This window comes from uncultured Pseudophaeobacter sp., from assembly GCA_905479575.1.
Taxonomy (GTDB): domain Bacteria; phylum Pseudomonadota; class Alphaproteobacteria; order Rhodobacterales; family Rhodobacteraceae; genus Pseudophaeobacter.
On the sequence record CAJQNB010000097.1, the window covers coordinates 1 to 18,496 of the forward strand.

At 53.6% G+C, this 18,496-nt stretch carries 16 protein-coding genes and 6 pseudogenes; 14 read left to right on the top strand and 8 right to left on the bottom strand.

Features of this window, described 5'->3' with window-relative positions; genetic code table 11:
- Positions 1-150: 150 nt before the first annotated feature.
- Complete coding sequence (locus QZ268_RS20040) at positions 151-1,275, top strand: IS30 family transposase (protein ID WP_295456000.1); 1,125 nt, start codon at positions 151-153, stop codon at positions 1,273-1,275.
- A gap of 36 nt (positions 1,276-1,311) precedes the next feature.
- Here QZ268_RS20040 and QZ268_RS20045 read toward each other — a convergent pair.
- A pseudogene (locus QZ268_RS20045) lies at positions 1,312-1,526 on the bottom strand (IS110 family transposase); the annotation flags it as partial.
- A 174-nt stretch (positions 1,527-1,700) separates the two neighbouring features.
- Between QZ268_RS20045 and QZ268_RS20050 the strand changes: the two are divergent.
- The 7 genes from QZ268_RS20050 to QZ268_RS20080 all read left to right on the top strand — a co-directional run bounded on the left by QZ268_RS20050 (position 1,701) and on the right by QZ268_RS20080 (position 7,980).
- Positions 1,701-2,690: a glycosyltransferase gene (locus QZ268_RS20050; RefSeq protein WP_295455977.1), complete on the top strand. Its 990-nt coding sequence runs from the start codon at positions 1,701-1,703 to the stop codon at positions 2,688-2,690.
- 3 nt (positions 2,691-2,693) lie between these two features.
- On the top strand, positions 2,694-3,365 hold the full coding sequence (locus tag QZ268_RS20055) for an acyltransferase (protein WP_295455979.1): 672 nt from the start codon (positions 2,694-2,696) through the stop codon (positions 3,363-3,365).
- The gene (gene rfbC, locus QZ268_RS20060; protein WP_295456002.1) at positions 3,365-3,931 is read left to right on the top strand and encodes a dTDP-4-dehydrorhamnose 3,5-epimerase; all 567 of its coding nucleotides are present in this window, start codon (positions 3,365-3,367) and stop codon (positions 3,929-3,931) included. The genes QZ268_RS20055 and rfbC overlap by 1 nt, the downstream gene beginning before the upstream one ends.
- A 3-nt stretch (positions 3,932-3,934) precedes the next feature.
- The gene (gene rfbB, locus QZ268_RS20065; protein WP_295455981.1) at positions 3,935-4,984 is read left to right on the top strand and encodes a dTDP-glucose 4,6-dehydratase; all 1,050 of its coding nucleotides are present in this window, start codon (positions 3,935-3,937) and stop codon (positions 4,982-4,984) included.
- Entirely contained in the window at positions 4,981-5,829 is an 849-nt protein-coding gene (gene rfbD / locus QZ268_RS20070) for a dTDP-4-dehydrorhamnose reductase (protein WP_295456004.1), read from the top strand. Before rfbB ends, rfbD begins: the two co-directional genes overlap by 4 nt.
- Positions 5,826-6,701, top strand: coding sequence for a glucose-1-phosphate thymidylyltransferase RfbA (rfbA, locus tag QZ268_RS20075; RefSeq protein WP_295455983.1), 876 nt, complete (start codon positions 5,826-5,828; stop codon positions 6,699-6,701). The genes rfbD and rfbA overlap by 4 nt, the downstream gene beginning before the upstream one ends.
- A gap of 67 nt (positions 6,702-6,768) precedes the next feature.
- Entirely contained in the window at positions 6,769-7,980 is a 1,212-nt protein-coding gene (locus QZ268_RS20080; protein WP_295455985.1) for a hypothetical protein, read from the top strand.
- A gap of 1 nt (position 7,981) precedes the next feature.
- Here QZ268_RS20080 and QZ268_RS20085 read toward each other — a convergent pair whose 3' ends face one another.
- Positions 7,982-9,262 carry a hypothetical protein gene (locus QZ268_RS20085; protein ID WP_295455987.1) on the bottom strand — a complete coding sequence of 427 codons (1,281 nt, stop codon included), beginning with the start codon at positions 9,260-9,262 and terminating at the stop codon, positions 7,982-7,984.
- A gap of 108 nt (positions 9,263-9,370) precedes the next feature.
- Between QZ268_RS20085 and QZ268_RS20090 the strand changes: the two genes are divergently transcribed.
- From QZ268_RS20090 to QZ268_RS20100, 5 genes and pseudogenes are all read left to right on the top strand, one after another.
- The gene (locus QZ268_RS20090) at positions 9,371-10,336 is read left to right on the top strand and encodes a sulfotransferase (protein ID WP_295455988.1); all 966 of its coding nucleotides are present in this window, start codon (positions 9,371-9,373) and stop codon (positions 10,334-10,336) included.
- An 8-nt stretch (positions 10,337-10,344) separates the two neighbouring features.
- On the top strand, positions 10,345-11,427 hold the full coding sequence (locus QZ268_RS20095) for a hypothetical protein (protein ID WP_295455990.1): 1,083 nt from the start codon (positions 10,345-10,347) through the stop codon (positions 11,425-11,427).
- Positions 11,428-11,434: 7 nt separating this feature from the next.
- Positions 11,435-11,635: pseudogene (locus QZ268_RS20255) on the top strand (NAD-dependent epimerase/dehydratase family protein); the annotation flags it as partial.
- Between the two features lie 10 nt (positions 11,636-11,645).
- Positions 11,646-11,795 (top strand): integrase core domain-containing protein, encoded by a 150-nt coding sequence (locus QZ268_RS20260; RefSeq protein ID WP_365323073.1) that lies wholly within the window; start codon positions 11,646-11,648, stop codon positions 11,793-11,795.
- A 434-nt stretch (positions 11,796-12,229) separates the two neighbouring features.
- A pseudogene (locus QZ268_RS20100) lies at positions 12,230-13,285 on the top strand (IS3 family transposase).
- An 82-nt stretch (positions 13,286-13,367) separates the two neighbouring features.
- Here the strand turns inward: QZ268_RS20100 and QZ268_RS20105 are convergent.
- The 5 genes and pseudogenes from QZ268_RS20105 to QZ268_RS20125 form a co-directional block, all read right to left on the bottom strand.
- Complete coding sequence (locus QZ268_RS20105; RefSeq protein WP_295455992.1) at positions 13,368-14,102, bottom strand: metallophosphoesterase family protein; 735 nt, start codon at positions 14,100-14,102, stop codon at positions 13,368-13,370.
- Between the two features lie 137 nt (positions 14,103-14,239).
- Positions 14,240-14,725 (bottom strand): hypothetical protein, encoded by a 486-nt coding sequence (locus QZ268_RS20110; protein ID WP_295455994.1) that lies wholly within the window; start codon positions 14,723-14,725, stop codon positions 14,240-14,242.
- A 206-nt stretch (positions 14,726-14,931) separates the two neighbouring features.
- Positions 14,932-15,843 carry a replication initiation protein gene (locus tag QZ268_RS20115; protein WP_295455996.1) on the bottom strand — a complete coding sequence of 304 codons (912 nt, stop codon included), beginning with the start codon at positions 15,841-15,843 and terminating at the stop codon, positions 14,932-14,934.
- Between the two features lie 406 nt (positions 15,844-16,249).
- Positions 16,250-16,757, bottom strand: a pseudogene (locus QZ268_RS20120) (IS3 family transposase); the annotation flags it as partial.
- A gap of 38 nt (positions 16,758-16,795) precedes the next feature.
- Positions 16,796-16,906 (bottom strand): annotated as a pseudogene (locus QZ268_RS20125) (hypothetical protein); the annotation flags it as partial.
- 146 nt (positions 16,907-17,052) lie between these two features.
- Here QZ268_RS20125 and QZ268_RS20130 point away from each other — a divergent pair.
- A pseudogene (locus QZ268_RS20130) lies at positions 17,053-17,820 on the top strand (integrase core domain-containing protein).
- 34 nt (positions 17,821-17,854) lie between these two features.
- Here the strand turns inward: QZ268_RS20130 and QZ268_RS20135 are convergent.
- A partial coding sequence (locus QZ268_RS20135; RefSeq protein WP_295455998.1) for a histidine kinase dimerization/phospho-acceptor domain-containing protein occupies positions 17,855-18,496 on the bottom strand: 642 nt, incomplete at its 5' end.

Here is an 18,496-nt window from a genome sequence, read left to right on the forward strand (position 1 = left end):
TAGCGAAAGCGCGGCAGTGTCGGTATTGTTCTTCATGGCGTGATCTCCCTGGCGGTTGCTGCCGCCGGTTGGGTGGGTTCAGTTCACCCGGAGATTACGCCACCTTCAAATTTCCACCACCTTCGCGACACGACCCAGAGCCCTACCAGGATTTACTATTCGGCTGAACAGCGGGCTGAAATATGGGACAGGTGGCAACGTGACGAGTCGATGAGATCGATTGGGCGTGTCTTTGATCGCCAGTCGTCATCAGTCTTTTCGGTGATCTCACCAACGGGCGGGATACATCCACCTGATCGCCGACGTGGTCGTTCTGCATTGAGCCTTTCGGAGCGCGAAGAGATATCTCGTGGGCTCAGTACCAAGCAATCTCTCCGGGCAATTGCACGTCAGTTACGACGCGCGCCTTCAACGATCTGCCGCGAGGTACGACGCAATGGGGGCAAGCTGGGCTATCGTGCGACGGCATCTGATCAAGCGGCGTGGGATCGGGCTTTGCGTCCGAAGATGTGCAAGTTGGCCTGCGCAGTATCAGCAAAGCTGCGGCGCAAGTGGTCTCCCGAGCAGGTAGCGGGCTGGCTCAAACGCGCTTTCCCAGGAGAGGCGCACAAGCAGGTGTCACACGAAACGATCTACAAAAGCCTTTATATACAGGCGCGAGGCGTCCTGAAAAAGGAACTCTTGGAGCATTTGCGCGCAAGACGGACTGTCAGGCGTTCCAGACACGCCAGCCAGAAGCGCAAGGGAAATGGCCAGATTAAGGATGCTGTGTCCATCAGCGAAAGACCTGCCTCAATCGAGGATCGCGCTGTTCCGGGGCATTGGGAGGGCGACTTAATCGGTGGATCAAAGAACAGTTATATCGCGACACTCGTGGAACGGCATTCTCGGTACGTGATGCTGGTAAAAGTCGCGAACAAGGACACCGAGAGCGTCATCACTGCGCTGATCAAGTCGGCTCAGAAACTGCCACGTGAACTCTACAAATCCCTGACGTGGGATCGTGGCAAAGAGCTGGCAGACCATCCACGCTTTACGCTGGCGACCGACGTTGATGTCTACTTCTGTGACCCGCAGTCACCGTGGCAGCGTGGTTCAAACGAAAACACCAACCGGCTTTTGAGGCAGTACTTGCCTCGCGGAACGGATCTATCAGTACACTCCCAAGCAAAACTCAGCGCAATTGCAAGGCAACTTAACGAACGCCCTCGCAAGACCTTGCAATATCAGACGCCAGCAGAGGTGCTCGCCGAGTGTGTTGCGTCGACCGGTTGAGATTGCCTATCAAACATGCCATTCTTCTGACTTCTGAGGCTTGACGTAGGCAGGCGGGATAAGTCGCACCTCGTGGTCCAGCTTGGTAACCTCGCGGCCGCAGGAATGAGCGCCTGAGCAGGCTTCCATAGCAACAACGCAAGGCGGCAGCTGGGCGAAAAATGCCAAGACTGCGCCCCGCATGCTGTCAGCTCCGTGAACCTGAAAATACTCTTCACCAGATCGAGACCGACTGTCGTAATTTCTGACATAACCGTCTCCCAAATTGGATTGTTGCGATCCCACCTTGACACAGCGTTGTCGTCGGCGGACGGTTACATCATCAAAGCCCGCCCTGACCCAAAAAACTGTCTGGCTGAGAACCTTTCCGCGGAAACCTTGTTGGCCAGTCAATTTCTCTATTGTTTTCGTGTTACCGTTCTGCAATGGATAATGCTATTATTTTTAACTTGCAGCGTTTCTTTACAGTCGTCGAGAACAATTTGTGTTTTAGCCTGATGCCCCGTATCGCATTGATCCTGCCAACCTTGAATGCCGCGCGTGAGATCAGCGGTTTCCTTTCGGCATTAACGCACCAAACCCGACAGCCAAACCGCTTCATTGTGATAGACAGCTCATCGGATGATGACACTGTTGCGCAATTTTCGGCTGCAGGCGCGGAAACCATTGTTATCCCACGATCTGAATTCAATCACGGCGGTACGCGGATGCGCGCGGCTCGTCATGCTGCCGAGGATTGCGAAATCGTTGTGTTCATGACTCAGGATGCAATTCTTGACAGCAATACCGCGCTGGCTGATATTGTTGCGGTCTTTGACGATGATGCAGTTGCATCCGCCTACGGACGTCAGTTGCCACACCATGGCGCAACAGCGATAGAAAGTTTCGCGCGGCACTTCTCCTACCCCGAAACATCTCAGCACCGCAGCAAAGCCAACATCCCGACCTATGGGTTTCGGACGTCGTTTTGTTCCAACTCGTTTTCAGCATTTCGCGTCCAGGCATTGATGGGTGTTGGTGGATTTCCCGAGAAAACGATCTTCGGTGAAGATGCGATCTCAGTTTCTGAGTTGCTTCTAGCGGGATATACGCATTCTTACGTCGCAGAAGCGACGGTGCGCCATTCGCACCCATATACACTAGATCAGGAGTTCAGGCGTTATTTCGACATAGGTGTAATGCATGCGCAAAACGCTCAACTGATCGAAAATTTTGGATCACCGTCAGGAGCAGGCAGAGCGTTTGTTCTAGGTGAATTATGGTATCTGTATAATCACGCTCCAGCGCGGATACCAGAGGCCTGTCTTCGCACAGTGCTGAAGTATACAGCCTATAAAATCGGCCGTCGCGAAAACAGGTTAAGCTTGGCCTGGAAAAAGCGTTTGTCGATGCATAAACGATATTGGATTGTGTAACCGATGGGTCGGATTGTCGATCTTATGTCGCAGCCAGGCAATCTGCGCTATGCCATTGCCAAGGGATTTGAGCCCGCTGTAAGAGGTTTCTTGTGGCAACTGGTCAGGTTGCGCCGCCCGCGATTTCTCTTTTTGGGGCGAGGTATCAAATTTGTATCAGCGTATAATCTCCGACTTGGTGCGCACGTGGCGATCGGTGGTTATTCCTACATAGAAACGTCGGCCAAAACCCCGGTGATTTTTGGGGACAATGTGACGCTTCGCGAACATGCGTGGGTTCAGTGCCGTTCGGGGCTCAATCCCAAGGGTGATGGGCTTGAGCTGCAGCGCGGCGTTTACATCGGGCCGAATGCAGTAATCGGGGTCAGCGGAAAGATTGTCATCAAAGCAGGGTGTCAGATCGGTGCCGGGGTCAGCTTTTCTGCAGAAAGCCATGAATTTCTCGATGGTTCTTACACGACGGGTGCCACTGCACGCAAAGGCATCACAGTGGGTGAAAACTGTTGGTTCGGAAACAACGTCACGGTATTGGACGGTGTTGAAATTGGCGCGGGATCTGTCGTGGGCGCGGGATCTGTTGTCACGAAACCTCTGCCCGCAGGTTGCGTAGCCGTCGGTGCACCTGCGCGTATCATTCGTTACACTGGCGCCCATCAAACTGAGGAACCTGTGTGATCGGTTTGGTTAAAACGGCTTTACCTGACGTTTGGGAAATTACACCGCGCCGGTTTGGCGATCTCCGGGGTTTCTTCTCTGAAAGCTACAACGCAAAGGTCTTTTCTGAACAAGGGATCAACGCGGTATTTGTGCAGGACAACCATTCGGTTTCCGAGGCTGCAGGTACAGTGCGTGGCCTGCATTTTCAGTCACCTCCGCACGCCCAAGCCAAGTTGGTGCGATGCGGTCGCGGCGCGGTTTTTGATGTGGCTGTCGACATTCGTCGCGGGTCGCCCACCTATGGCGACTGGGTGGGCGCCGAGCTGAGCTTTGAAACCGGCAAACAGCTTTTGGTGCCCGCAGGGTTTCTGCATGGTTTTATAACGCTCGAGCCCAACTCTGAAATCATCTACAAATGTTCGAATTTCTATGTACCGGAATGTGACGGCGCAGTCCGTTTTGATAATCAGACAATCGGCATCAACTGGCCTGTGACAGATACCAACCCAGTGCTTTCGGATAAAGACTCTGTTGCGCCGTTTTTTTCGGATTTCGACAGCGCGTTCATCTTTGAAGAGATATAATTGATGAAGTTACTTGTGACCGGCGGGGCCGGCTTTATCGGATCAGCGGTGGTGAGACTGGCGATAGCGCGGGGTCATGAGGTGGTCAATCTGGATGCGCTGACCTATGCGGCTTGCCTGGAAAGTGTGGCAAGCGTAGGAAGTGCAATAGGCTATACCTTTGTCCAGGCCGACATTTGCGACCGGACTGCGCTTGATACGGTCTTTTCTATGCACAAGCCCGATGCAGTGATGCATCTGGCCGCCGAGAGCCACGTGGACCGCTCGATCGACGGTCCGGGCGATTTCATCGAGACCAATATTACTGGTACCTACAATATGCTGGAAGCCGCGAGGAAATACTGGACCGATCAAGACAAACCCGAGGGCTTTCGGTTCCATCACATTTCCACTGACGAAGTCTTTGGCTCTCTCCCTTCAGACCCTAAGGTGATGTTTACCGAAGACACGGCCTATGATCCACGTTCACCGTACTCAGCGTCGAAGGCCGGTTCCGACCATTTGGTGCGCGCCTGGCAAGAAACTTATGGTCTGCCGGTGGTGCTGACGAATTGCTCGAACAATTACGGGCCATTCCACTTTCCTGAAAAGCTGATCCCCGTTATTATTCTCAACGCCTTGGCTAGCAAGCCCCTGCCGATCTACGGTGATGGCTCGAACATCCGGGATTGGCTTTACGTCGAAGATCACGCTGATGCCCTTTTGCTTGTGGTGCAGAAGGGAAAGATAGGACGGTCCTACAACATTGGTGGCGAGAACGAGCGCACCAATCTGGAACTCGTTAAAACGCTCTGCGGCATTCTCGATCAAAAGCGGCCCAAACCGAACGGTTCTTACGCTGATCAGATCACCTTTGTGACGGATCGACCGGGTCATGATGCCCGATATGCGATTGACCCCACGCGTATCCGTGATGAGCTCGGCTGGCGTCCCTCGGTGGCGGTCGAAGAAGGCCTCGAGAAGACCGTGGAATGGTATTTGGCCAACGAGCCCTGGTGGCGGGCGCTTCAAGACCGCAAGGGCGTGGGCGAGCGGCTGGGGAAAAGCGTGTGATCCTAGTTTTCTCCAAAACCTGCCAGGTCGCGGTTGAACTTGCGAAACGCGCGCCTGAGGCCCAGTTTTTGGGCCGGGACGCAGCGGATCTCTCGGATCCGGATGCGTGTGCAAAGGCCATCCTCGCGGCCCGGCCCACAGCTGTGATCAATGCCGCAGCCTATACTGCGGTCGACAAGGCGGAAGAGGAAAAGGAGATTGCCAGCTGCATCAACGGTCGGGCTCCCGGTGCGATGGCTGAGGCTTGCGCGACGCTGAATATTCCCTTCGTGCATATCTCCACCGACTATGTTTTTGACGGTGCGGGCCAGGCCCCGTTCTCTCCAGATGCGACTACGGCGCCCTTGGGTGCTTATGGTCGCTCGAAACTGGTGGGAGAACAGGCCGTGGCGGCCGCGGGTGGAATATTCGCCATCCTGCGAACCTCGTGGGTTTTTTCGGCCCATGGAAGGAATTGTGTCAAAACCATGTTGTGCCTCTCCGAGACGCGCGACCGGCTGACCATCGTGAACGACCAGGTGGGTGGCCCCACGGCAGCAGCTTCTATCGCTGCGGCGTGCCTGCAAGCTGTGGTCGCACTACAGGCCAGGCCCGAGGCCAAAGGAATCTATCATTTTGCGGGCAGCCCGGATGTCAGCTGGGCAGATTTCGCCCGTGAGATATTCGCGGTTTCGGGGCGACCTGTAGATGTGGTAGACATTCCGTCTTCTGAATTCTCCACTCCAGGTAAACGGCCTGTCAATTCCCGGCTCGATTGCACGAACCCCAGCGCTTTGGGGATCACGCAACCAGACTGGCACGCAGACCTGGATGAAGTTCTCACTGATTTAGGAGTTTCTAAATGATTCAGCGCAAAGGCATTATCCTTGCCGGTGGTTCCGGAACGCGGCTTTTTCCGATTACAATGGGCGTGTCGAAACAATTGATGCCCATCTATGATAAGCCTATGATTTACTACCCGCTATCCGTGCTGATGCTGGCTGGCATACGCGAAGTGGCGATCATCACCACCCTCCATGATCAGCCTCAATTTCAGCGTTTGCTGCAAGATGGCAGCCAATGGGGCATGAAGCTGACCTATATCGTTCAGCCTTCGCCCGAAGGTCTGGCTCAGGCCTATATCCTTGCCGAAGGTTTTCTGGCAGGCGCTCCCTCGGCGATGGTGCTAGGCGACAATATCTTTTTCGGCCACGGCATGCCCGAATTGCTGGATGCTGCAGGCGCTCAGGCCAAAGGCGGTACCGTCTTTGGCTATCACGTGGTTGATCCCGAACGCTATGGCGTGGTGGCGTTTGACGCCGAGGGAAAAGCCTGTTCGATCATCGAAAAACCCCCTGTGCCGCCTTCGAATTTTGCGGTCACGGGACTGTATTTCCTTGATGGGGAAGCCCCAGCGCGGGCTAAGGAGGTCAAACCCTCGGAACGAGGCGAGTTAGAGATCGTGACGCTGTTGCAAAGCTATCTGGATGAAGGTACCCTGACCGTGCAGACGATGGGGCGCGGCTATGCTTGGCTCGACACTGGAACGCACGAGAGCCTTCTGGATGCCGGTAATTTCGTCCGGACAATGTCATTGCGGCAAGGTATGCAAATTGGGTGTCCTGAAGAGATTTCCTGGCGCAACGGCTGGATCAACGCCGATCAACTTTCTGAACATGCCAAGACATTTGGAAAAACAGACTACGGAAAGTATCTGAGCACCCTGATCAAATCCTGATGGATACTGCATTTTGGCAACAATCACGACTAACTTAAGCGTCAATAACCGATCCCCGGATACGCCAATGGTCTGGTCGCGCTCGGGCATTCTGTTGGGTCTTGTCGCGGCCTTTCTATTGGCGCCGAAGATCAGTGTAGTCTCGGTTCTACGGGTTGAGGACCTTGTGTTTCTGTGTGCTCTGCCGGTGCTTTTATGGCGCTATGTACCTAGCCGAACACCCGTGCCAGGTTTTATGTACTGGTATGTGGCCTATCTTGCACTGGCGCTTTTGGTGTCGATTTTCAATATCGGTCATCTGGGGGCTTACGGTGTCATCAACGTGGCACGTCAGATGCAATACGTTATCTGGTTCTTCGTGGGCGCACAGATGGCGCTTCACATACCCAAGGAACGATTCAGGCGGATCCTGACCGGAGTCGCCGTGGTTTTGGTGATTTGGGGGATTGGTGAGGCTTCGTGGATTATTCCTAAGATTGGTAAATTCACCGGGGCAAGCGGGCGCGTCACTGTCAATACGTCAGGCCCGTACGAGATTTCCGTGATACTGGTTCTGCTCATGCTGATCGTGCGAAATCGGCTGGTTCTTGTCAGTCTGGCTCTGGTGCTGTGGTTGACCCAGTCACGTATTACACTTGCGGCTGCGTTGCTCACCTATCTGATCTTCAACTGGCGCAAATCTGTAGTCTTTGGGCTGCCGGTTGGTGTGTTTTTGGGCGGACTTTTGATGGTCTACCCGGACATTGTTTCGAACTCGCGTCTGGCCGAAACGGCGACACCTTTGCAGATGTGGCGCGCCATAGCCGCCCAGATTGAGACCAGTCCGCTGATCACCAATCTTGGCGACTATCGACACTACGCGTATGACACTATCTGGCAGACCGTTGATGGCACGCTGGACATCAGTTTTGAGATCCGGGTCATCCGTTGGGCCCTTATCCTGAAGTCTCTGGGAAATGACACGATACGACTTCTCTTTGGCTGGGGCCCGGGGGCATGGGGTCTTGCGGTTGATAGCCACGTAGTCAGACTTCTAGGCGAAGTTGGTCTAGTTGGAACGGCTCTGATGGGCATGTTTGTTCTACGCTCCATCATGTCGCGCTCCGCGCCGCGTCCTTACCGCTTCGGGATGTGCGTTGTCGCGATTTGCGCGGTGTTCATCGACGTACTGACGTCATCCAAGATCATGTCCTTTCTCTGGGTTATTTTGGGGTATTATTACGCGCGAGATACGATGGATAGCACAGCAGAACGCCGGATGGTGCAGATCCCACACTAACTCATCTACGGGTAACCCATGGTACTGGAGAAATCGAGACACGATGCCAAACCAACCAGGTTGCAATAATGTTGGTGCTGGCCAAAGTGACCGCAACTATGGCCGCGAAACCAATAACTCCAAAAACCACGCCAATCCCCACCGAGCATAGCAGCGCCACCGGGACGATAATCAAAAACATGTTGCGATAGACATGCTCGTGTCCCGTCATCATCAAAAGCATACCAACAGGGCCTGTCATGGCGTTCAGCAATTGACCAACAGCCAAGATCTGCAAGGCCAGCCGCCCTTCAGAAAACTCCTCACCAAATATGGACAGGACATAGCCGGGCGCTAAAAACAATAATAAAAAGACAGGCATCACCGCAGTGGTGACGCGTAGCACTACAGCTTGGTACAATCTTTCCAATTCAGCCAGTCGACCCTCTCTGTGTAACACGGCAAAACGTGGCGCGTAGATCATGATCACGGCCTGCAGTATCAATGTCAGGACAAGCGCGCATTGCTGTGCAATGACAAGTCCAGAAAGGTCTGCAGGCTTGAGGACAGCGCCAGCGATGTAATGTGCACCCCAAACCTGGAGGTTTTGAAAAATGGCAATAACCCAGAAAGCACGCCCTGCCCGGGCGTCCCCGCGCTCGTTCGGCATGGGCTCCAGCGTTACTTGAGCCGCCCGGGGGTGCAGCCGTGAAAGACTGCGTGCTATCTCTAAACTGCCCACGCCAACCAAGACAACACTGGCCAGGAAAAACACCGCAGCCAGCCCACCCGGACTGGTGATACCTCCGGCCAACGCCCCAATCACCGCCGCATTTACACCGAGGGATTGGAAACAAATCGCCATGAGCGTTTTGTCGAGCGCCTGGAACGTTGTCGAGAGAATGCCCATGATCGCCAGAAATACCAAAGTAGGCCCCATCCAAAGCCATATCTCTCGGTAAGCTTCCTGATCCTCGGGCCACGATGACAGGGCAAGGAAGGCGAAGATTGCTGCTGAAATGGGAACCGATATACGCAGGCTCCGTGCGCAGTTTCTCCTTAAAAATAGTGCAATTTCAGAACTTTGTAGCCTATTCGCCAAAATTGCCACGACCTTGAGCGCAAGGTTATCTGCTCCTTGACGGGCCACAATTGCCAACAACAGGGTAGCATTGATCGAAAGAATAAACTGCCCCGCTAAATCAGCTCCCAAAACGCGGGCTGCAAGCAAGCTTACCAAAAACGTGGTTCCTGCCCCCAGCAGGCGCATGCCAACAACAATCAAGACATACAAGCGCTGCATTGATCTTCCCTATTTCCGAGTCGAATTGACCAGTCTGGCAGCATTGATGGCGCCAGCATTAGCCCTTGCCATCAACATCAACAAGCCTGCAGTAATGGAAGTTTGCAAATGAAACAGAGCTGTGTCTTGTTTACAGCGACTGCTACACACGGCTTGATCTGGTTTGAATTTATTCCCTGGGACCAATTGGAAAAACTTAAAATGAGTAAAATTATTTACGTGATGGGCTACGGTCGCAGTGGATCAACGTTCTACGAGTCATTGCTGCAAGCGCGAGAAGACTTACACGGGTTTGGTGAAATCAAGTATCTGGCTGAACGCGGTGTGCTCAACAACGAACTGTGCGGTTGCGGTCAACCCGCAACCATTTGCCCATTTTGGGCAAATGTGATCACGGAACTGGGCGAATGGGACTATGCTGAAATTTCCCGTGTAACGGATAAATTGGAAAGTTCGAAATCGTTTTTCAATAATCTGCGTCTGGCGCGTTGCGGTAAGCTCGACGAAGAAATCGATCTTTATCAACGGTTTAATTACCGTCTGTTTGAAATTCTAGGCAGACAAGGCGGTTTCGTTGACTCTTCGAAAATGCCTGCGCGCGCCTTTTTTCTCGCCTATGGCCGCGCCCAACCTTATAGCAAGATCATTTGGTTTGTCCGGGACCCACGCGGCGTTGCATGGTCTTGTATGAAAGACATCGATCGTCCTGAAGCGCAGCATGCAAAAGACGCCAAGATGCCGCGTTGGGGATATGTGCCGTCTTTAATAAAATGGCTGATCAACACCTATGTTTCTCACTATGTTGCGCTTCAGTTTGCGGATCGGGTCGTTGTGAAGCGATATGAGAATTTGATGTCGGAATTTGACTTGGGCAATGCGACAATGTCATCGAAAAGAGTAGAAGTGTTACACTCGATCTCCGGAAACCCGGGCCGCTTCACGGGTGGTTTGCACGTATTCCGACTTGATGATGCATGGCAAAAACACCTTTCCGTCTGGCAGAAAAAGCTGGGGTTTCTGCTTTGCACTCCGGCGTTAAGACGCGTGAGCCAGTTTGAACGCACCAAATATTAGAGTGTACCATGAGCAGTAAGATATTGATTGCGGTCCGTTTTGATGCCGAGGCTAAAAACGGTGGTGACTACCAAATGATGCGTGCCTTCGCAGCCGAGTTACAGAGGCCGTTTGAAACTGAAATCTGCTTTGGCGTTCCCAAAGCTGATCAGTTAAACGACGTCGCTGCAGTGTTGGCCACCAATCTTGATCGGCCATTAGAAGCATGGAGAACGATGCTGGCATGTCAGGCGCGAGGGATACCATTCGTAATCTATACATTGCATCACCCACATGCCGGGATTGAAGCATATTTGCGCACCGGCACGCAGGGGATAAAGGCGAAGATTGCAAAGGCAGCCGACTTTGATCCCGTGTCTTACGAGGCAATCTTGTGGCGTATTCGCACCGTAGCTTCTGTAATGAAATTGAGGGGTTGGTTGCCGCAAGGATCGGTGCGTGAAGCACAAAAGTCTTTGGTGCAACATGCGGACGCGGTCGTATGCTGCGCTAGCGCTGAGATCGACGTTCTATCAGGTGACATCGCAAGACCTGAGCACTGCTACATCGTACCTCATCCTACAGATGCGCCTCCTGCTGCGGGTGCTGAAACAGTGCCGGGCCGGGTTGTAGTTGCTGGTCGAATTGAAGCACGGAAAAACCAAATCACCGCCCTTGAGATTGCTCGCGCCTTGTCCAACCTTGACTTTGTTTTTGTCGGTGGAAAAGTGAATTCCGAGGCAGAGTATTTCGCCAACTTCGAAACCAGCCTGGCAAACACGCCCAACGCAAGTTACAAACCAAACCTGCCCAAGGCCGATTTTTACCCGTTTCTGGCCAGCGCGGAGATCGTTCTGAACCCCAGCTTCTTTGAGGTCACATCTCTGATTGATGTTTGGTGTGTTGAAAACTCCTTACCCTTGGTGACGACAACCCACACCTATCTTCGGGGTGAAGGTGCTTTTGGGCAATTTGACCCCACATCTACCGAAGACGGCATACGAGTCTTGAAACATACGCTTGAGACAGCGCGCACCGGCCGACGTTCGCTAAAACCGCTGAGGGACGCCAACACCACGACTATGGTTAATGTAATGGGTTCTCTGACATGAAAAAGTTCTGGGTGCTGGCGGATCTGCCTTTGTGGGTCGAAAAATTGTCTCGGCCTGTTTGACACGCGGTCATCAGGTAGCCAGCTTGTCGCGGTCCGATTGCCATAGTTCAGGACCTGGCCATCATCATATTTCTTGTGACTGGGCATTAGCCGAAGAAACACAGGCTGTGTTAGACTTTGCGCCCGATGTAATCATTAACGCTGTGGGCGACTTGCATCCACGTAAGGCAACGGGTCAGAAAGTGGATCGCGTTCTACAACCACAAGCGCCCTCATTCCGCCCTTGGCGGCAAACCACCCGCTGTGATCTATTGGCAGCGAAACGAAACAACCAACCCCGATCAGCAGATGCAAAGAGTAGCTTAAATCACGCCAGATCCTGTCCAAGGATTGGGGAGTAGCTCAGTGTTCCCACACACAGCCACATGTGCACGTCATTTCGACACGCTATGCAGGATGCCGCATTCGCTTGTCTCCACGGCTGTTTTACAATTCCATGGAATACCATAATGGACAGACCCTGCCGGGGCTCATGGCGCCAGCGCCAAACGAATTTCCAGACCTGATCAAATACCCACCAACAGACAGTGGGTTTGCGTCGCGGTGAGTAGCGCCACTTGAGTGGTCCAGTTTAAAAGTTACCTTTGGCCCCCATCGGGACGACGACTTACGGAGCCGGTGGCGGTAGTCGTTCAATGTTCAACAAGCCCAGCATACACGACTTAAGATAAGGTAATCCCCCCGATCTTAAGGGGATGCGGAAGTAGAATTTTCTCGGCAGGATGACTGATGAGATTCCGATGAAGAAGACACGTTTTACCGAGGCCCAGATCATGGGCGTACTGCGCCAGGTGGAGGGCGGTGTGCCTGCTGCTGAGCTGTGCCGTGAACATGGCATGAGCAGCGCCACGCTGTATAAATGGCGGGCGAAGTATGGCGGGATGGACGCCAGCCTCATCACTGAGATGAAGGCCATGGCCGAGGAGAACCGCCGACTGAAGCGCATGTATGCCAACGTCAGCATGCAGAATGACCTCCTGAAGGAAGCGCTCGGAAAAAAATGATACGGCCAGCTCAGCGCCGAGCGTTGGCCGTGAAAGCGGTGGCGATGAAGGGGGGCAGCATTGCGCTGGCGTGCCGGGCGTTCGACGTCAGTGAGACGTGGTATCGGTACAGCCCCAAGCTGCTCGGGCTGACGACGGCGAAGAAGACCTGGGGCTTCGGCCTGTGCTTTTCTGTACCTGCGCAATGTCCAAGGCCATGGCTGGAACTACAAGCGCGTCTACCGGATCTACCGCGAGTTGGAGCTGAACCTGCGGATCAAGCCGCGCAAGCGCCTGAAGCGGGAAAAGCCCGATGCGCAGGCGGTTCCGGAGGTTGCGAATGAGGTCTGGTCCATGGATTTTATGGCAGATCGCCTTGGGGACGGTCGCCAGTTCCGGCTGCTGAATGTCTTGGCCGACTTCAACCGTGAAGGGCTGGGTATAGAGGTCGGCTTTTCGCTACCCGCGGAACGCGTCGTCAGGGCGCTGAACCAGATCATCGAATGGCGCGGTGCGCCTCGAACCATTCGAGTCGATAACGGCCCAGAATATATCAGCGGCACCCTAATGGAATGGGCCGAAAACAAGGGCATCGCCTTGGCTCACATTCAGCCGGGGAAACCGCAGCAGAACGCTTATGTCGAGCGCTACAACCGGACGGTCCGGCACGAATGGCTGGACCTCCACATCTTCGAAAGCATCGACGAGGTGCAGCAGATTGCCACTGAATGGCTCTGGTCTTACAACCATGAACGCCCCAACATGGGCAACGGCGGGATGACCCCCGCCCAGAAACTGAGAATGGCCGCGTAAATTCTACGACCAAGCCCCCGCAAAAATGGGGGGATTACCATAACACCTGATGCCATCATGCAGGCTTACGTAGAGTATGTTGCTAATTCGCTGCAGAAATGAAGACTGGTTCCGCGTCTTGCGCCAAGTAGACCGCAGACAATATACCCGTTGCATAGGCCCCGGTATCAATAGCGATTCGACCTCGAGATACGGTGGGCTTGTCTTGGATAACATGTCCATATGCAACCCACACGCCATCTTTGCGGAGCACCCTGTCAAAGTCGGGATGCCCCCATGTCAGATCGTTGGCGGTCTGATATTCTGGCGCCACAGAAGGGTTTGCCCCGGCATGAGACACCAGAACATTCCCGGAGAGGTAACTGGGCAGGAGCCTGTTCACAAACCCAACTAAATCTGTTCCCATCTCAGCCAATAACGCATCGCGGCATTCTGTCAGCGCTTTAGGTGTGGCTCCGGGGTGCACGCCGACAATGCGAAAGGACGCGAGAGTTTGCAAACCGCCATACTGCAGCCATCGGGGACCGTGACGCTCCGGATCTTCAAGAAACCGAAGCAGCATGTCTTCGTGATTGCCGCGCAGGCAAATAAGGTCCTGCCGGTCACATAGAAAGTGCAGGACTTCTGCGCTTTCTTCCCCCCGGTCGACATAATCTCCAACCAAGATCACCTGCGCATCAGAGGGCAGCTTTGTCAGAAGCCTGTGCAACAGACCTGCACATCCGTGTACGTCGCCGATAATGGCTAGGGGCCGGTCGGGGCGAGGCTGCGAAAAGCCCACAGTGCCGCGCAGTTTCTGAAATAAGTTGTAAAGCACACATTCACCTTAACCCTTAAGTGCACCAATGACAAAATACCTCTCAGGGATGCACCTTGTGTTCTTTTTTAAATAAGCGTTGCGGGTAACTGGTGCAACAGGTCGAAAGCAGTCCAACAACTGGATTGCGTTCATGCTTAGGCGCAGGACTGGACGCCCATTTTGATCAGTTCAGTGCCTTTCATCTTGTAGACACCGGAAATCTGGTGGCGACCTTTCCGCATGAACCAATCCTTCAATGGTGCTGGATAGTAATCTGCCATCACCTTCGAAAAGTAATCAAACTGCTGTGGATCCAGTCGACGACCGCTTTTGGAGGGGCCGTGAAACCCAAAGGTTGTGTTGGGATCGACACAGGTGCCAGACAGGCCAATGTACATGGTGCAGGTGGAATAGCAGACCTTCCCGCGGATCTGCACCCGGGTGCCATTGCGCTGCAGATTGCCCAGCTCGATCAGGCGATCATGCAGATATCCGCCCCGGTCATTGCCAACTATATAGGGCGCGCGTTGGGCGGCATTGGCTGTGTGCATAGGCATAAGCAGAGTTGATACTGCCAAAGTCGCCACCGTGGCAAACTTGCGCAGTCCAGTGATCGAAAGTGCGGAATTCAGGAACGACATGGTCAGATCTCCGATGCAGAAAAAAGCTTCGAAGACTGGATAGAAAAGCCGCAGGCCGCGCTTAGGCTGATCTTGTGGCGCAAATGCGGAGCTTGCCGCTAGTTTTTTGGGAAATAATATTAAATTATATTAATAGTTTAGCGACTGGGTATCCTTTTCCTATATCTTGGGCATGGGGAACGTCAGTTGTCTGACCAGCTGGAAGTTCAGTCCAGATCTTCCAGCACAGGCCCACCCGGCACAGAGCCCCCCAATCCTGGGAACTGATCCTGTTGATATCCGGGTTTTGCGATTTCTTCGGTTGAGCCATCGATGCGTGCCTTGCGTCCGGCTTTTGGGCGCTGAAGTTCCGCATAGGCCTGTTTACGCGCGTCGATATCCTTCATACCCCAACCAACGATCACACCAGTGACCCGGCGTCCAGTCTTGGTTGGGGCCACTGTGACGTTGAAATAGGCAAGGGCATTGATCTCCAGCAGGGCAGGTTTGATCGCATATTGATTGAGATTGCCAAAGGTTTTCAACTTGCCCTCCTCCACCCCGATAAGTTCGCGAAAGTCCTCGAGAGTGAAAGACTCCATAATCACATGTTTCAGCCGCACCCGACGCGAAACGGCTTCATAAAGCGCCAGCGCGTATTTAGAAGAGAAGGCTTTGAGCACCTCAAGTTCGAGTTTCGCAAAAACACGGGAGTCCTTGAGTAAGACCGCAAGCTCGGGCGGGATAGAATATTTCAGAGTGCCATGGGCTCGTTTGGGGTCGGCAAGGTTGTTCCATCCCAAAAGCTGCACCCGATCCGTAGAGCCGTCCTCTCGCGCGATGCTCACCACTGTGCGCATCAGGGATTCAATCGACTGGGTCAGCCGATCGTTACTGTCATGGGTATCGCGTAAGTCGGAGAGCGCAATCTCAAACCGCCGCCCTTCTTCCCCAAGCTCAGGGCCAAACGCTTGTTGCAGTAGGATATTATATAATCTGCGATCTGCCAGGGTAAGGCCAGAAGCCCCTTTGATTTCAATAAGCTCAGAGGGTTTGATCATTTCCCCCATGGCGGGCTGGAGGGTGAGTGTACGGTGTGCATCCGAAAAATTAGTATTTGGGCGGTTTGTATCACTCATAGCAATTCTCTTAGCTCCTGGATCTGCGAATTCTAAGATAACTTCATGGCTACGGGCAAGATGTACAGTTATCCACAGGATGAAAGGAGGATAGAGACACAAACCGCCCGATATCTAATTTCAAACCGCCCAATTCCTAAGGCGAAACCGCCCCAAAACTAATCCATAACCGCCCAATCCCTAGTCTGAAGCCGCCCAAATACTAATATTCATCACGATTTTTCATCTAATAACAGATGCTTATCCTCTATGAAGTTAGAAGAAAGAAGAAAAGAAGAAAAGAAGGGATCTATAGGTAAGATGCTTAACAGCACAGTCAAATTTCATAAGAATTCGAACCTTTGTACAGGTCTTACATATGGTAATCTGAGCTACTCCCCAATGTTTGGACAGGTTTCCGCGCAGATTAAGCTACCATCTGCTCCTGCTGATCGCTTTGTGTTTCGTCTTTTCTCAGCCAATAAGCCACGGCTGGAGGTTTGCCGCCAAGGGCGGAATGGGGGCGTTTGCAGTTGTAGAATTCGATCCACTTGCCGACGCCCACCTTTGCCTCTGATCCTCTTTCCCATGCGTGCAAATAGACGCACCCGTATTTCAGGCTGCGCCAGAGCCGTTCGACAAAGATGTTGTCGAGGAACCACCCCTCGCCGTCCATCGAGATGCGTACGCCGGATCGACGCAACCGATCCGTCCAGGCAAAGGAGGTGAACTGGCTGCCCTGGTCGGTGTTCATGATCTCGGGCGGTCCGAAGCGGTGGATGGCCTCGTTCAGCGCCTCAACGCAAAAGTCGGCCTCAAGCGTGTTCGAGATGCGCCATGCCAGCACCTTGCGGGTGTGCCAGTCCATGTTCGCCACCAGATACAGGGAACCCACGCCGCATCGAAAGATAGGTGATATCTCCCGCCCAGAGGCGCCTTCCAGAAGGGCTCGCTTCCATTGATGGATCATCGTGGGATGCACCCCAAACCGGCTCGCCAACTCAGCGGCCGTCTCCTCGCCTTTCAGGGCTTCCAGCGCGACCTTCGCCTTGAACTGAGGCGCGTGCTGCTTGCGTTTCGACATCTCTGATCTCCTTCTCGTCGCAGATCAGCAGACCGCAAATCGTAGCTTATGTCAGTGTCCGAATTTCAGGGAGTAGCTCAATCCCCCTAAAATTAGTGGCGTTCAAAAGCCAAATTTTCTCGGCAAGATATCTGAGGAGATTCACGATGAAGAATGGACGATATAGCGACGCACAGATCATGGCAGTGTTGAAGCAGGCAGAGGGCGGTGTGCCGGTCTCGGAGCTTTGCCGTGAGCACGGGATGAGCAGCGCCAGTTTCTACAAATGGCGTGCGAAGTTTGGGGGCATGGATGCGTCGTTGATGTCTGAGATGAAGGGCATGGCCGAAGAGAACCGGCGCCTGAAGCGGATGTATGCTGAGATGAGCATGCAAAATGATCTTCTGAAGAAAGCGCTTGAAGCGGGATAAGCCAGAGCCGCTGGCCGTACCTGACAAGCCCAACGGAACATGGTCGATGGATTTCATAGCTGATCAGTTAGCAGACGGCGTTCTATCAGGACGTTAAACGTGCTGGAGGACTTCAATCGTGAAGGCCTATGCATCGAAGTGGACTTCTGGCTTCCTGCTGAGCGGGTTGTCCGGGGCTTGAACCTAATCATCGAGTGGCGCGGTCAGCCGCAGACAATTCGTGTTGATAATGTCCCAGAATATGTCAGTGGCCAGCTGATGGAATGGGCCGATAAACGCAACGTCCGGCTTGAGTACATCCAGCCGGGAAAACCACAGCAGAACGCATATATCGAACGCTACAACCGCACCGTTCGAGGCGAATGGCTGGGACAATACATCTTTGAAACAATCGAGGAGGCACAAAATCAGGCAACTGAATGGCTTTGGCCTTACAACAACGAGCGACCCAACATGGGCATCGGTGGAATGACACCCGCCATGAAACTGAAAACAGCCGCGTGAATTCTACGGTCGGATCCCATTAAAAATGGGGGGATTACCCATCGTGCCGAGAGAAAGCCGCGTTCATAATATTGGACACAATCATTCCGCCGAGGACATTGGCGGTGGCAGCTCCTAACTGGCCTTTTGCGAGGTTAATAATCAATATCTCGCCTTGATCCATGATTTGGCGCAATCGCAGCGGATCCGCGATGACCTCGTTCAGTTCCGCGTCGACTTGTGCCGTCACGGTCACACCGGCTTGCTGAGCGCGGGGCGTGACCATCGAAACACATTGGTCAACGAGTTCGGCTAAGGTGACCGGTTGTGGCGCCAGGCGGATCATGCCCGCTTCCGCTTTGGCGTAGTCCAAAATGTCGTTGACCAGTGCCAGCAGGTGGTGAGCTGCCTCATCGATATCTTTTACAAAGTCACGCTGGTCTACGTTCAGATCGCCGGTGCTGCCGTCCAGCAGTGTTTCGCTGATGGCGGTGATCGTCGAAAGTGGAGTCCGAACTTCGTGCGATGTTTGACGCAGTGCATCCGCTCGCATGGCGACCAATTGTTCTTCGATTTTGCACTTCAGTTCACGCCGCTTCTCGTCGCGCTGCATGCGGTAACTGGCGATCAAGACACGGACGGTTAAGTACAGCAACGCTCCGAGACCGATCATGTCACGTGCCGCATCAAAAACAGG

What these genes read in the sequence shown, in the direction of transcription:
- QZ268_RS20080 (WP_295455985.1), top strand. Translation starts at nt 6,769, where the DNA reads ATGGTCTGGTCGCGCTCGGGCATTCTGTTGGGTCTTGTCGCGGCCTTT.
- rfbB (WP_295455981.1), top strand. Translation starts at nt 3,935, where the DNA reads ATGAAGTTACTTGTGACCGGCGGGGCCGGCTTTATCGGATCAGCGGTG.
- QZ268_RS20085 (WP_295455987.1), bottom strand. Translation starts at nt 9,262, where the DNA reads ATGCAGCGCTTGTATGTCTTGATTGTTGTTGGCATGCGCCTGCTGGGG.
- QZ268_RS20115 (WP_295455996.1), bottom strand. Translation starts at nt 15,843, where the DNA reads ATGAGTGATACAAACCGCCCAAATACTAATTTTTCGGATGCACACCGT.
- QZ268_RS20090 (WP_295455988.1), top strand. Translation starts at nt 9,371, where the DNA reads ATGAAACAGAGCTGTGTCTTGTTTACAGCGACTGCTACACACGGCTTG.
- rfbA (WP_295455983.1), top strand. Translation starts at nt 5,826, where the DNA reads ATGATTCAGCGCAAAGGCATTATCCTTGCCGGTGGTTCCGGAACGCGG.
- QZ268_RS20110 (WP_295455994.1), bottom strand. Translation starts at nt 14,725, where the DNA reads ATGTCGTTCCTGAATTCCGCACTTTCGATCACTGGACTGCGCAAGTTT.
- QZ268_RS20050 (WP_295455977.1), top strand. Translation starts at nt 1,701, where the DNA reads ATGGATAATGCTATTATTTTTAACTTGCAGCGTTTCTTTACAGTCGTC.
- QZ268_RS20095 (WP_295455990.1), top strand. Translation starts at nt 10,345, where the DNA reads ATGAGCAGTAAGATATTGATTGCGGTCCGTTTTGATGCCGAGGCTAAA.
- QZ268_RS20055 (WP_295455979.1), top strand. Translation starts at nt 2,694, where the DNA reads ATGGGTCGGATTGTCGATCTTATGTCGCAGCCAGGCAATCTGCGCTAT.